We start from the raw sequence: 14,212 nt of genomic DNA on the forward strand, positions 1-14,212 counted from the left end.
CTGCTCCGCGAGCAGGGCCGCGCGCCGCTGCACGAGGCGCTGCCGGGCCTCGGCCGCCTCCGCCGCGGCGGCCGCGGCCTGCGCGTGCTCGACCGCCCGGGTCGCGACGGCCCTGGCCTCCTCGGTGCGGGCGCGCAGCGCGGCGAGGCGGTCCTCGACCACGGTGGTGATGGCCGCCGGGTCGTCGGCGGAGACCTCCCGCAGCGCGGCGGCGGTCTCGTCGTCGGCGCCCGACGCCCCCGCGAACCGCGCGGCGGTCTGCTGGAGCACGGCGCGGGAGTCGGTGACGGCGCGCTGCGCCTCGCGTCGGAGCTCGTCCAGGCGCTGCTGCACGCGCTCGTAGACCTCGGTGCCGAAGATCCGCTGCAGCAGCCCGCGCCGCTGCTCGGGGTCGGCGCGCAGGAACGCCGCGAACTCGCCCTGCGGCAGCACCATGGTCTGCACGAACTGGGCGCGGTCCAGCCCGACGACGCGCGTGAGCTCGGCGCCCGCCTCGTCCAGGCGGGTGGACAGCAGCTCGCCGCCCGGGACGGCGGCCTCGGCGATCCGACCGTCGGGCGTGAGCAGGGCGTCGTCCGGTCCGGCGTCGGAGACCGCCTCGGGCGCGGACGTGAGCCGCCAGAGCTGCACGGTGGCCTGCTGCCGCGCCCGGCCGGTCCCGCGCTTCTTGGCGCGCTCGTACGCAGGGGTGCGCCGCACCCGGTAGACGCCGGACCCGGTCTCGAAGACGAGCTCCACGACCGTCTCGGTGTCGTCCGGCGCGAACGCCGAGCGCAGCCGGTCCTCGCTGGCCGACGCGGACGCGACCTTGCCGTAGAGCGCGAACACGACGGCGTCGATGACGGTGGACTTGCCCGCGCCGGTCGGCCCCTCCAGCAGGAACAGCCCACCGGCGGACAGCGCCGCGAAGTCGACGGTGTGCCGTCCGGCGAACGGGCCGACGGCCTGGAGCGTGAGGGAGTGCAGCCGCATCAGGCGCTCCGCTCCGCGGCGACGACGTGCTCGTAGGCGCGCCGCAGCACGGCGGCCTCGGCGTCGGTCGGACGGGTGCCGCTGACGTGCGCGACGAACTCGGCCGCGACCTCCAGCGGGTCCCGGGCGGCGGTGACCTCGGCGGCGCGCGGTCCACCCTCGCGGACCGGCGGCTGGTGCTGCACGACGAGGGCGTGGGGGAACCGGCCCCGCACCCGCCGGTACAGGTCGGTCGGGCGGTGCGCGTCGGTGACGGTGACGCGCACCCAGTCCTCGACGTGCGGCTCGCCCGCGGGTCCGAGCAGGTCCTCCAGCGGTCCGGTGAGGTCGGTGAGCCGGCGTGGCACGGGCGTGGGCAGCAGCCGCACGGTGGCCGGGCCGTCGGAGCCGAGGTCGACCAGGGCGGTGGACTTGGTGTGCCGGGCCTCGGAGAACGAGTACGCGAGCGGCGACCCCGAGTAGCGCAGGACGGTGGGGCCGTCGGCGTCCCCGACGCGCTGCGGCCCGTGCAGGTGCCCGAGGGCGACGTAGTCGACGCCGTCGAACACGGCGGCCCGGGCGTGGTCGACCCCGCCGACCCGGATGTCCCGCTCGGACTCGCTGGCGGCGCCGCCGACGACGAAGGCGTGAGCCAGGACGGCGGAGCGCGGAGCGGGACGCCCGGCGGCGCTCGCCGCGGCCGTCCGGGCGGCGAGGTCGGCGCGGACCCGGTCCATGGCCGCGCCGAGCACGGCGGCGTGCGAGCGGGCGAGCGGCGCGCCCTCCGTGCCGAGGGCGCGGCGCGCGGCGTCGGGGTCGAGGTACGGCAGCCCGTAGACCAGCACGTCCGCTCCCCCGTCGGCGGCGGGCAGGACGACGGGCCGGTCCAGGTCCTCGACGCGGGCGAGCACCCGCACCCGGTCCTGCATGACCGAGGCGCCGAAGCCGAGCCGGATCGCCGAGTCGTGGTTGCCGGGCGTGAGCACGACCACGGCGTGCTCGGCGAGGCGCCGCAGGGTGTCCGAGAGCTGCGCGACCGCCTCCACGGGCGGGATCGCCCGGTCGTAGACGTCGCCCGCGACGAGCACCGCGTCGACGTCCTCGGTGCGCACGACCTCGACCAGGTGGTCCAGGAACACCTGCTGGTGGCCCGTCAGGTCGACCCCGTGCAGGGTGCGGCCCAGGTGCCAGTCGGAGGTGTGCAGCAGCCGCATGCCCCGACCGTAGCCGCCACCCCCGACACCCTCCGACCGCGACGCCCCCGCCTGGGGACGACGGATCGCAGGTGCGGTGGTCAGGCGATGGCGCGCTCGGGCTCGAGCGGGATCACGTCCGCCATCCCGATCAGGTCGAGCTTGTCGATCAGCTCGCGGCCCGGGTCGTGCAGGGTCATCTGCTGCCCGGTCTCCCCCGCGGCCAGGTGCAGCTGGAGCACGAAGGCCAGGCCGGAGGAGTCGATGAAGGTGAGGTCGGTCGCGTCCACGAGGATCGGCGCGGTGCTGGCGAGCGCCTGCGCCATGGAGGCGCTGGCCTCCGCCCGCAGCGCACCGTCGACCTCGCCCCGCAGCCGGACCACCGTGCGCCCGTGCGCGGTGGTGACCTCGATGCCCCCCAGGGGCGCCGGGGTGCTGTCGGTCGGGTCCATCGGGTCCTCGTCCTCTCGTCCGCGCGCGGCCTGCGCCGCGTGCGGGGTGCTGGTGGTGGTGCCGGTCGGCCGCTGCTGGACCGTGGGGATCATGGACCGTCGCGCGCACGCGCGCACGCCGGGACGGTCGGTGCCGCCCTGGTGGGCGTTCCTCCGGTGGCTCACGTCCGGTCCAACGTCATGCCGCGCCGGAACGTTCCCCCGGCGCTGAACTCCTCTTGACCAGAACTTGACCGGTCGGTCGGGATCGGGGTCAGCCCTCGCCCTCCGGCAGGGGGTCCGTGACGTCCGCGACGGTCGCGTCGAGCACGCGCGCCAGGTCGTCCCCGTCGACCGTGGCGCCGACGCCGTGGCCGCCCCCGCCGATCGAGGCCGGTCGGCCCGGCACCCTCTCGTCCGCGACCACGGGCCACGCCCGCAGCGAGCCGAACGGCGTGATCGTCCCGCGCTTGTACCCGGTGACGTCCTTGGCGGTCGCGGCGTCCGGCATGGACATCCGGCTCACGCCGAGCAGCGACCGCAGCTTGGGCCAGGAGATCGTGCGGTCACCCGGCACCAGGACGAACAGGTAGTCGTCGTCCCCCCGGCGCACCACGAGCGTCTTGACGATGCCCGACGGGTCGACGCCCCGCGCCGCGGCCGCCTCGGCCAGCGAGCCGACCCGGCCGTGCCGGGTCAGCGTGTGCGGGATGCCGGACTCCGCGAGGGCGCGGGCGGCGCGCTGCTCGCCCTCGCCCGCCGGGGGCACGTCGGTGCTGCTCATGCCACCCACAGTAGGCCGCACCACCGACACGCCACCGGTGGACCGTCGGGCCGCCCCCACGAGCCGCCCGTCCACCACCGCCACCTCGGCGCCGTGCCACGTCCGGCGCAGCCACCGGTCGTGCGACGCCACCACGACGGCGCCGGGCGCCGTCCGCAGCGCCTCGGCGAGCTCGTCGGCGAGCGTCAGCGACAGGTGGTTGGTCGGCTCGTCGAGCAGCAGCACGTCGGGCTTCTGCACCACCAGCAGGGCGAGGACCACCCGCCGTCGCTGCCCGACCGACAGCTCGCGCAGCGGCCGGTCCAGGTCGCGCGGGGCGACGAGGCCGAGCTCCGCGAGCGGCACGGGTCGCGGGGAACCAGCGGTCACGAGGTCGTAGACGCCGCGCGGCGTGCGGGCGTCGTCCGCGAGGCCGACGTCCTGCTCCAGCAGTGCCACCGACACCCCGCGGGCCCGGCCGACGGACCCGGAGGCGGGCGCGAGGTCCCCGGCGAGCAGGTGCAGCAGCGTCGACTTGCCGGAGCCGTTCGGCCCGGTGACCAGCAGGGCGGCGTCCCGGTGCAGGTCGAGGGCGTCGACCCGGAGCCGACCCGGCACGACGGCGTCCCGCACCGTGACCGCCGTGCCCCCGGTGGCGTGCTGCCCGGCGGACCGGGTCGACCCCGGCGTCCCGGCGGCCTCGTCGCGCGGCGCGGCACCACCGTCGGAGGTGAGCGCGGCGGTGAACCGCAGCGGCCGGGGCGGGCGCGGCACCTGCTCCCGCTCCAGGTCGTCCAGGCGCCGCCGGGCGTTGCGCACCCGTCGGGAGAGCTGCTGCCCGACCCGGTTGCCGTGCATCCCGTAGGCCATCTTGTTCCGGTCGGTCATCGCCCGGCCGGGGGCGACCGTCCGCGCGGCGCCGTCGGCCGCGAGCGCCGCCCGCAGCCCGGCCATCTCCTCGCGCTCGGCGAGCCAGCGCTGCTCCCACTGCTCGCGGGCCACGCGCTTGGCCTCGCGGTAGTCGCGGTAGCGCCCGCCGGTGACGCGCGGGCCGTCGAGCCCGGGGTCGAGGTCGAGGACCTCGGTGCACACCTCGTCGAGGAACACCCGGTCGTGGCTGGCGAGGACCACGGCCCCGGGCAGGTCCACGAGCGCGGCGGCGAGGAACTCGGCGGCGTCGTCGTCGAGGTGGTTGGTCGGCTCGTCCAGCAGGACCGCGCCGGGGCGGCGCACCAGGACGGCCGCGAGCGCCAGGCGGCTGCGCTGCCCGCCGGACATCCGCCCGGTCGGGCGGTCGGGGGCGACGTCGGCGAGGCCGAGCCCGGCGAGGACCCGCTGCGCCCGGGCGTCGGCGTCCCACACCTCCGCGGCCTGGGCCTCGGCGAGCGCCCGGTCGTACCGGGCGGCGGCGTCCTCCCCGGGGTCGGCGAGCGCCGTCGCCGCCTCCTCGAGCGAGGCCCCGATGGCGCGCACCGCGGCCAGGGCCTCCTCCACCACCTCCGCGAGGGTGGCGTCGGGACCGAACGGCGGCTCCTGGTGCAGGTACGCCAGGTCGGCGGGTCGCTGCACGCTGCCGGAGTCGGGTCGGTCGGCGCCCGCGAGCAGCCGCAGGAGGGTCGACTTGCCCGCGCCGTTCTCCCCGACGACGCCGAGGCGGTGGCCCGGGTCGACGGCGAGGCTGAGGTCGGTGAGCACCCGGTGCTCGCCGAACAGGCGGGAGACGCCGACGGCGCGCAGCACAGGGCCGCGGGGGCCGTCGACGGAGGAGGGGGTACGGACGACGTCGGGTACCGGCACGCAGATCACCACCAGGGACGCCGGCGCGGGGCCGGCGGAGTCAGGGACAGGACTCGGGGCGGTTCAGATCCACATGGCGACGACGGTATCCAGGACCCCGCGGCGCCGTCACGGGGTTTTCGACGCGCCCCTCGACGTCGCCGCGCCCGCGGCCCGGCGGTAGTCGCGCGGGGCGAGCCCGAGGACCTGGCGGAAGTCCGCGCTCAGGTGCGCCTGGTCGGCGTAGCCGAGCCCGGCGGCGACCGCCGCGATGGTCACCGACGGGTCCTCGCGCAGCCGCTGCGCGGCCTCCTGCAACCGGTAGCGCCGGATGACCGCGAGCGGGGCGACGCCGATGTACCGCCGCGCGAGGCGCTGCACCGCCCGCACGGTGAGCCCCAGCCGCTCGGCGGCCTGGTCGACCCGCACGACGTCCCGGTCGCCCGCGACGAGGTCCTCGAACGCGTCGGCGAGCAGCCCGCCCTCGTCCGGCGGGGCGAGGCGCTCGTTCGCCCACCCGGTCGCGACCGCCACGGCCTCGTCGTCGGCACCGGCGGCCATCGCGGCGGTCACCGTCGCGAGCAGGTCGGGCTCGTCCAGCGGCACGGACGTGTCCCGCACCGCGGCCGGGCCGCCCGGCAGCGACGTCCACGCGGCCGGGCGCAGCAGCAGGCCGACCGCCCAGCCCGACCCGGTGAGGTCGCGGTGCGACGCCCGGGTCGACGGCCCGTGCAGCCGCACGCCGCCCGGCTCGACCACGAGGTTCGACGCCGGGAACGGCAGCACCTCCTGCCGGGACACCACGCCCGCGGGCAGGTCCCAGCGCGGCAGCCAGCACCACCGGACCAGACCGTGCAGCGACTCCGGCGCCGGGACGCGGGTGAACGTCGGCAGCCGCTCGGGGAACAGGATGCCGCGACCGTCGGGGGCGTCCAGGGCGGGCCTCCTCCGTCGTCGCGAATCTCCAAGCCACCGCCCGGCGCCCGTCCCTACGGTCGTGCCATGGACGAGACCCTCGGCGTCACCGGCGCCCACACCACCGACGGCGTGCCGCACGGCGCGACGAGTCTGACACCCTTCCTCGCCGTGCCCGGCGCGGCGGAGGCCGTCGAGTTCTACCGGGACGTGTTCGGGGCCCGGGTGGTCGACGTGACGCGGATGGGCGGGGTCGTGGTGCACGCGGACCTCGACCTCGGGCACGGGCACCTGCAGGTCGGGGAGCCGAACCCGACGTACCACCTGGTCGCGCCGCCGGTCGGCGACGACCCCGACGCCGTCTGCTACTCGCTCGGCCTGTACTGCGCCGACGTGGACGCCGTCGTCGCGCGGGCCGTCACCGCCGGGGCCGTCGTGCGGGAACCCGCGACGACCTTCGTGTCCGGGGACCGGTTCGCCTCGGTGCGCGACCCGTTCGGGGTGCGCTGGTCGGTGATGTCCCGGGTCGAGGACCTGTCCGAGGAGGAGAGCGCGCGCCGCGTCGCGGAGTGGGCGCAGCATCAGGCCTGAGGCGTCGCGTCCGCCCTGCGCGAATCGAGATCGCGTCCGGGGCGCCGGTGCGGTGACAATGGACCGCCGTGACTGCCGCCGACCCCACCTCCCCCGCGCCCGCCCCCCGTGGTGACGACGCGACCGGGGGCGACCGCACCGGACGTCCGCGTCGTCGGCGCGGCGGCCGTGGTCGGCGTCCGGCGGGCACCCGGGAGGCTCAGGAGCCGCGCGAGCCCCAGGAGGGCGGCGCGCGAAGCGCCGGGGGTCGCGGGCACCGCGACTCCACCGCCGGCCGCGCCCGGCGCCTGGCCGTGCTCGCCGACGCCCGCAGGGCCGTCGTCCTCCCGCCGGTCGTGTACCCCGAGCAGCTGCCGGTCTCGGCGCGCCGGGCTGAGATCGCCGACGCGATCCGGGACCACCAGGTCGTCATCGTCGCGGGCGAGACGGGCTCGGGGAAGACGACCCAGCTGCCGAAGATCGCCCTGGAGCTCGGGCGGGGCCGCGACGGGCAGATCGGTCACACGCAGCCCCGGCGGATCGCGGCGCGCACCGTCGCGGAGCGCATCGCGGAGGAGCTCGGCACCACGATCGGCGCGCTCGTCGGCTACCAGGTGCGGTTCACCGACGAGTCGTCGGACCGGACGCTCGTCAAGGTCATGACGGACGGCATCCTGCTCGCGCAGATCCAGCGCGACCCGGAGCTGCGGGCGTACGACACGCTCATCATCGACGAGGCGCACGAGCGGTCGCTGAACATCGACTTCATCCTCGGGTACCTGGCGCAGCTGCTGCCCCGGCGCCCGGACCTCAAGGTCGTCATCACGTCGGCGACCATCGACTCGGCGCGGTTCGCGGCGCACTTCGCGAGCCCGGCCGACGCGGCCGACGCCGAGCACCCGGACGGCGTGCCCGCCCCCGTCGTCGAGGTCACCGGGCGCACCTACCCCGTCGAGGTCCGGTACCGCCCGCTGTCCCCGGACCGTCCCGGGCCGGGCACGGACGACACCGACGCACCCCCCGCCGCGCCCGGGCCGGACCCGCGCGCGCGACGTGCGAAGGCCGCCAAGGCCGCCCCCCAGGCCGCGCCGCCCGAGGACCGCGACCTCATGACCGCGATCTGCGAGGCCGTCGACGAGCTCGCCGCCGAGGGACCCGGCGACGTGCTGGTGTTCCTGTCCGGCGAGCGGGAGATCCGCGACGCGGAGGAGGCCCTGCGCGGGCACCTGGGCGTGCGGGTGCAGGACCAGCGCCGCCCGGACGCCGTCGAGCTGCTGCCGCTGTACGGGCGGCTGTCCGCGGCGGAGCAGCACCGGGTGTTCCAGCAGCACAGCACCCGCCGGGTGGTCCTGGCGACCAACGTGGCGGAGACGTCGCTGACGGTGCCGGGCATCCGGTACGTCGTGGACCCCGGCACCGCGCGCATCTCGCGGTACTCCAAGGCCACGAAGGTGCAGCGGCTGCCGATCGAGCCGATCTCGCAGGCGTCCGCGAACCAGCGGTCCGGGCGGTGCGGGCGCGTCGCCGACGGCATCGCGATCCGGCTGTACTCCGAGGACGACTTCGAGTCCCGGCCGCGGTTCACCGAGCCGGAGATCCTGCGCACCTCGCTGGCGTCGGTGATCCTGCAGATGATCTCCGTGGGCGTCGCGACCGGGCCGGACGACGTCGCGTCGTTCCCGTTCGTGGACCCGCCGGACACCCGCGCGGTGCGGGACGGCGTGCAGCTGCTCACCGAGCTCGGCGCGCTGGAGACCGGCCCGCGCGGCACCCGGCTCACCGAGACGGGGCGCGCGCTCGCGCAGCTGCCCATGGACCCGCGCCTGGCGCGGATGATCGTGGAGGGCGGGCGGCGCGGCGTCGCCCGCGAGGTCATGGTCGTCGCCGCGGCGCTGTCCATCCAGGACCCGCGCGAGCGCCCCGTCGAGCAGCGGGCGCAGGCCGACCAGCTGCACGCGCGGTTCGCGGACCCGACGTCGGACTTCCTCGCGTACCTCAACCTGTGGCAGTACGTGCGGGACGCGCAGCGCGACCTGTCCGGCTCGGCGTTCCGCCGCACGGTCAAGGGCGAGTACCTCAACTACCTGCGGCTGCGCGAGTGGCAGGACGTCGTCACCCAGCTCAAGGAGATGGCGAAGCCGCTCGGCATCACCGTGAACCCGCCGCGCAGCACCGACCGGGACCTCGCCGCCGCCGAGCGCGACCCCGCGACCGAGGGCCGCGGCGCCCTGCGGCTGGAGTGGGACGCCGACCGGATCCACGTTTCCCTGCTCGCCGGGCTGCTGTCCCAGATCGGCATGCAGGAGGCCACCGACCTGTCCGGCGGCGCCCCGGCGCGGGGCAAGGGCGGCGGCGGCCGCACCCCCGACCGGCGCGGGCGCAACGAGTACCTGGGCGCGCGCGGCGCGAAGTTCGCGATCTTCCCGGGCTCCGGGCTCGCGAAGAAGCCCCCGGCCTGGGTCATGGCCGGCGAGCTCGTGGAGACGTCCCGGCTGTGGGCGCGCGACGCCGCGCGCATCCAGCCGGAGTGGGCCGAGGACCTCGCCGCGCACCTCGTGAAGCGCTCCTACTCGGAGCCGTCCTGGTCCTCGAAGCAGGGCGCGGCGATGGCCGTCGAGCGGGTCATGCTCTACGGCGTCCCCATCGTCACCGGCCGCCGGGTGCTGTTCGCCAAGGTCGACGCCGAGCACGCCCGCGAGCTGTTCATCCGGCACGCCCTCGTCGAGGGCGACTGGACGACCCACCACGCGTTCTTCGCCGAGAACCGGCGGCTGCTGGACGAGGCCGAGGACCTGGAGGCCCGCTCCCGGCGCCGCGGCCTGGTCGTGGACGACGACGCGCTGTTCGCGTTCTACGACGAGCGCATCCCCGACGACGTCGTGTCCGCGCGGCACTTCGACCAGTGGTGGAAGGGCGCGCGCCGCGAGCAGCCCGACCTGCTGACGTTCACCCGCGAGCTGCTGGTCGCCGACGACGGCGGTGTCGACGAGTCCTCGTTCCCGTCGTCGTGGCCGCAGGGCGACCTGTCGCTGCCGCTGACGTACCAGTTCCAGCCCGGCACCGACGCGGACGGCGTCACCGTGCACGTCCCGCTCGTCGCGCTGGCCCGGGTCCGGCCCGAGGGCTTCGACTGGATGGTGCCCGGCCTGCGCGAGGAGCTCGCCACCGCGACCATCCGCGCCCTGCCCAAGCCGGTGCGCGTCCAGCTCGTCCCCGCTCCCGACGTCGCCCGCGACGTCGTCGGCTGGCTCGACGCGCACACCGCGTCCTGGGCCGACACCGTCCGGGCCGCCGACGCCGCGCCATCGTTCCGGGAGGCGTTCGCGTCGGCCGTGCGCGCGCTGCGCGACGTCGACGTGCCGCCCGACGCCGTCGACGCCGACCGGCTGCCGTCGCACCTGCGCATGACGTTCCGCGTCGTGGACGACCGGGGCCGCGTCGTGGACGAGGGCAAGGACCTCACCGTGCTGCAGCGACGGCTCGCCGCCCGCACCCAGGACGCCGTCAGCACGGCGGTGCGCTCGGCCGTGCGCGACGCGATGGCCGACGCCCGTCCGACGGGTGGTTCCGGCGACGGCGACGCGCCGGCGCCCCGACCCGGCGCACCCCGCCGCCCTACCGGCCCCACCGCCCTGCCCGGGTTCGACGGCGGCGACCTCACCACCTGGCCCGCCGACCTGCCTGGCGGCACCCTGCCCGAGCGCGTCGAGACCCAGGACCCCAGCGGGCTCGTCGTCCGCGGCTACCCCGCGCTGGTGGAGCACGGCCGGGGGCTCACGGCGACCGTCCGCGTCGAGGTGCTGGCCGACGCCGGCGACCAGGCCGTCCGGCACCGCGCCGGGCTGCGGCGCCTCCTCGCCCTCGACGCCGGCCTGCCCACCGGGCGGATCACCAGCCGGTGGGCAGGCACCCAGGCGCTCACCCTCGCGGCCAGCCCCTACCCCAGCACGGACGCCCTCGTCGCGGACGTGCAGCTCACGGCGGTGAACATGCTGCTCGACGCGCACCTGGGCGACCGCCCCGCGACGACGGTCCGCACCGCCGAGACGTACGCGGCGGCGCGCGCCGCCGTGCGCGACGGGCTGGAGGACGCCGTGCACCGCCTCGTCGGGGACCTCGTCACCGTCCTCGCCGCCGCCCGCGACCTCGACGCCGCCGTCCGCGGCACCCGGTCCCTCGCCCTGCTCGGCGCCGTCCAGGACGTCAAGCAGCAGGCCGAGGTCCTCGTGCACGACGGGTTCGTCGCCGAGGTCGGGGCGACCCGCCTCCCGCACCTCGCCCGGTACCTGCGCGCCGCCGCCTACCGGCTCGACAAGGCCGCCGACAACCCCGCCCGCGACGAGCAGCTCGCCTGGCAGGTCCGCGACCTCGAGCAGCTGCTCGGGCAGACCCGGGCGCGCGTGACCTCGCGGACGCTCGTACCCGCCGACCTCGCCGCGCTGGACGACGCCCGGTGGCTGGTCGAGGAGCTGCGGGTCAGCCTGTTCGCGCAGCAGATCGGGACGCCGGTGCCGGTGAGCGAGAAGCGGATCCGGAAGGCGCTGGCCGCGCTGGCCTGAGGGGTCGGAGAACCGGAACCCGAGGACGCGTAGGTGGTGCTGGGCGGCGGTAGGCTCACCCCATGACTCACCCGGTCCCTCGTGGGCCGGGTTTTTCTCTGCCACCAGGGGCCACGGCTCACCGCACGGCCGCGAGCGCCACCCCCCGCGCCAGCAGCGCCACGGTGGCGTGCGCGGCGTCGTCGTCCCGGGTCGCGAGCCACGCGGACGTGACCCCGGTGGACGCGGCGACGAGCGCCTCGGCGACGACGCGGGGCTCCGCGAGCGCGGCGTCGGCGCTCCCGGCCCACCCGCGCACCATCTGCTCGGCCTGCTCCACGTACCCCTGGTGCTCGCGCGCGGCGACGTGCGCAAGGTCCGGCGTGCGGGCGGCGACGTCGACGAGCTCGGCGGTGAGCAGGTGGTACTCGGGGTCGGACCGGACGCGGTCGAGGATGGCGCGCAGCGCCCCGGCGATGCCGGACTCCAGGTCGTCGGCCTGGGCGACGGCCTCCCACGCCTTCCCCAGCGAGGCGTCGAGCTCGCGCTCCAGGAGGGCGGCGAACAGCTCGTCCTTGGACCGGAAGCAGTAGTGGAACGCCCCCTGCGGCAGCCCGGCCCGCTCGGCGACGGCCCGGGTGGTCGCGGCGGCGACGCCACCGGCGCGCATGACCTCGACCGCGGCGTCGAGCAGCTGCTCGCGTCGTTCCGCGGCGGGGCGGTGCTCCCGGGTCGTGCGTACCACCGGTGGCCTCCTCAGGCGTGGGTCGCGAGGACCCGGTCGTGGGCCCCGCCCCGCCACATCGAGATCGGCGACGTGGTCGGGAACCCGCCGACCCTACCCGTGGGCTGGAAGCCGTGGCGGGCGTAGAGGGCGGCGCTGCGGTCGGTGGACGCCTCCAGGTAGGCGGGCATCGCGGGGTGGGCGGCGTCGACGGCGCGCAGTCGCGAGGCGATGAGGGCGGAGCCGACGCCCTGGCCGCGTCCGGTCTCGTGGACGCCGATGGCGGCGAGGAACCAGTGCGGCTCGCGGGGGTGCGCCGCGTCCAGGGCGCGCTGCAGCCGCAGGGCCTCGCGCAGACCCCGCAGGCCGAACGCCCGTCGGTAGGAGCCGAGGTCGCGGAGCAGGTCGAGGATGCTGGTGCGGGTGCGGCCGGGGGCGTCCCAGACCGCGACGCCGAGGACGGTCGGGTCGCCGGGGGCGCGGGCGAGGTCGACGGCCCCGCGGCGCAGGCCGGTGCGGACGATGACGCGGAAGACGTGCGCGAGGCGCCGCTCGCGGTCCGTGACGGGTCCGCCGACGACGGCGCCCATGACGGCGTCGCCGCGGAAGGTGGCGGCCAGGACGCGGACGGCCTCCTCGACGTGGACGGGGGCTGCGGCGGTGACGACGACCATGACGGCTCTCCTCGGGTCTGCGGCGGCTGCGGGTGGACCCACCGTAGCCGGTTTAGGTCATATGCCCAAGTCATACGACCAAGTCGCTAGCCCGCGAACGCCGCGAGGCCGCCACCCCCAGGGGGTGACGGCCTCGACGGGGCAGGACCGGGTCAGTCGGCGTGCGACGCCCGCGAGTAGTCCTGGTCCTTCGTCTCCTTCGACAGCAGCAGCGCGATCAGCGTGAGCACGCCCGCGCCGGACAGGTAGACCCCGACCAGCCAGGTGCTGCCGTCGGCGGCCGCCCACAGGGCCAGCGCGACGATCGGCGCGAGCGCCGCCCCGAGGATCGAGGACACGTTGTACGCGACCGCGGACCCGGTGTAGCGGACGTTGGTCGGGAACAGCTCGGGCAGCAGCGCGCCCATGGGCCCGAACGTCGCGCCCATCAGCAGGAACCCGAACACCAGGAACGCCTGCGTCATCGCCCCGGTGAACACCAGGTCGTCCCGCACGGTGAGGAACAGCGGGAACGACAGGCCGAACACCACGATCCCCGAGGTGACGCCGATGAGCAGCCGCCGCCGACCGAGCTTGTCGGCCAGCGGCCCGGACAGCATCGTGAAGATCCCGAAGAACACCACGCCGATGATCTGCATGAGCACGAAGTGCACGTACGGGATGCCGAGACCGCCGGGCTCGTCGGTCTCCGGCGCCACGGCGCGGGTGCCGTAGGTCAGCGTGAAGTTCGTCATCAGGTAGAACAGCACGTAGGTCGCCAGCATGATGAACGTGCCGAGCAGCGTCTCGCGCCAGTGGTACCGCAGCGTCGTGCCGAGCGGGATCTTGGTGATCGTGCCCTTCTTCTCCGCGGCGGTGAACGCCTCGGACTCCACGAGCTTGAGGCGCACCCACAGGCCGATGATCACCATGACGGCCGAGAACAGGAACGGGATCCGCCAGCCCCAGGACATGAACGCGTCCGAGCCCTGGCCGAGGACGGCGTTGATGATGAGGAAGATGCCGTTGGCGATGATGAAGCCGAGCGGCGCGCCGAGCTGCGGGAACGTGCCGAACCAGGCGCGCTTGCCCGCGGGGGCGTTCTCGGTGGCGACCAGCGCGGCGCCGGACCACTCGCCGCCGAGCGCGAAGCCCTGCGCGAGCCGCAGGACCAGCAGCAGCACCGTCGCGGTGACGCCGATGTGGTCGAACGTCGGCAGCGTGCCGATGAGGAACGTCGCGATGCCCATGGTGAGCAGCGAGTACACGAGCGTCGTCTTGCGGCCCTTCCGGTCACCGAGGTGGCCGTAGAAGATCGCTCCGATCGGGCGGGCGACCATCGCGGCGCCGAACACGGCGAACGAGGCCAGCAGCGCGGTGGTGTCGTTGCCCGTCGGGAAGAACAGGTGCGGGAAGACGAGGACCGCGGCGGTCGCGTAGACGTAGAAGTCGTAGAACTCGATGGTGGTGCCCACGAGGCTCGCCGCGATGACGCGGGACGGCGAGTTCAGCGGCTTGGGGGCCGGCGTGGCGGTGGGCACGGACGTGGCTGGCATGCGGAGAGCTCCGGTTCGGCGAACGGCGGTGGGTGGCGTCGGGACCGGGACGTCGCCGGCCGGCTCGCGGTCGCCTCGACGTCGGCTCCAGCGCGTCGGTGACGATACGCCTCGTCTCACCTTTCAGACAGACTTCGTCCAC

Annotated in this window: 10 protein-coding genes; 2 read left to right on the forward strand and 8 right to left on the reverse strand. The window is 75.9% G+C overall.

Annotated elements, in window-relative coordinates; genetic code table 11:
* The 5 genes from EBM89_RS00005 to EBM89_RS00025 form a co-directional block, all read right to left on the reverse strand.
* Window positions 1-972: AAA family ATPase (locus EBM89_RS00005; protein WP_147463394.1), on the reverse strand; the 972-nt coding region annotated here is incomplete at its 3' end.
* Window positions 972-2,165 (reverse strand): exonuclease SbcCD subunit D, encoded by a 1,194-nt coding sequence (locus tag EBM89_RS00010; RefSeq protein ID WP_122147415.1) that lies wholly within the window; start codon window positions 2,163-2,165, stop codon window positions 972-974. The genes EBM89_RS00005 and EBM89_RS00010, both read right to left, overlap by 1 nt.
* Window positions 2,166-2,245: 80 nt before the next feature.
* The gene (locus tag EBM89_RS00015) at window positions 2,246-2,689 is read right to left on the reverse strand and encodes an STAS domain-containing protein (protein WP_233571433.1); all 444 of its coding nucleotides are present in this window, start codon (window positions 2,687-2,689) and stop codon (window positions 2,246-2,248) included.
* 160 nt (window positions 2,690-2,849) lie between these two features.
* Window positions 2,850-5,135 (reverse strand): ATP-binding cassette domain-containing protein, encoded by a 2,286-nt coding sequence (locus EBM89_RS00020; RefSeq protein ID WP_199731914.1) that lies wholly within the window; start codon window positions 5,133-5,135, stop codon window positions 2,850-2,852.
* Window positions 5,136-5,243: 108 nt separating this feature from the next.
* Complete coding sequence (locus EBM89_RS00025) at window positions 5,244-6,149, reverse strand: AraC family transcriptional regulator (RefSeq protein ID WP_233571434.1); 906 nt, start codon at window positions 6,147-6,149, stop codon at window positions 5,244-5,246.
* Between EBM89_RS00025 and EBM89_RS00030 the strand changes: the two genes are divergently transcribed.
* Complete coding sequence (locus EBM89_RS00030; protein ID WP_122147494.1) at window positions 6,117-6,620, forward strand: VOC family protein; 504 nt, start codon at window positions 6,117-6,119, stop codon at window positions 6,618-6,620. The genes EBM89_RS00025 and EBM89_RS00030 overlap by 33 nt on opposite strands.
* A gap of 68 nt (window positions 6,621-6,688) precedes the next feature.
* Window positions 6,689-11,158: a DUF3418 domain-containing protein gene (locus EBM89_RS00035; protein ID WP_122147417.1), complete on the forward strand. Its 4,470-nt coding sequence runs from the start codon at window positions 6,689-6,691 to the stop codon at window positions 11,156-11,158.
* A gap of 118 nt (window positions 11,159-11,276) precedes the next feature.
* Here the strand turns inward: EBM89_RS00035 and EBM89_RS00040 are convergent, their stop codons facing one another.
* The 3 genes from EBM89_RS00040 to EBM89_RS00050 all read right to left on the reverse strand — a co-directional run bounded on the left by EBM89_RS00040 (window position 11,277) and on the right by EBM89_RS00050 (window position 14,070).
* Window positions 11,277-11,882 carry a TetR/AcrR family transcriptional regulator gene (locus tag EBM89_RS00040; protein WP_122147418.1) on the reverse strand — a complete coding sequence of 202 codons (606 nt, stop codon included), beginning with the start codon at window positions 11,880-11,882 and terminating at the stop codon, window positions 11,277-11,279.
* A gap of 11 nt (window positions 11,883-11,893) precedes the next feature.
* Window positions 11,894-12,535 carry a GNAT family N-acetyltransferase gene (locus tag EBM89_RS00045; protein ID WP_122147419.1) on the reverse strand — a complete coding sequence of 214 codons (642 nt, stop codon included), beginning with the start codon at window positions 12,533-12,535 and terminating at the stop codon, window positions 11,894-11,896.
* 152 nt (window positions 12,536-12,687) lie between these two features.
* Window positions 12,688-14,070, reverse strand: coding sequence for an MFS transporter (locus EBM89_RS00050; protein WP_199731915.1), 1,383 nt, complete (start codon window positions 14,068-14,070; stop codon window positions 12,688-12,690).
* Between the last annotated feature and the right edge of the window lie 142 nt (window positions 14,071-14,212).

Source organism: Cellulomonas triticagri, assembly GCF_003696205.1.
Classification (GTDB): Bacteria; Actinomycetota; Actinomycetes; order Actinomycetales; family Cellulomonadaceae; genus Cellulomonas; species Cellulomonas triticagri.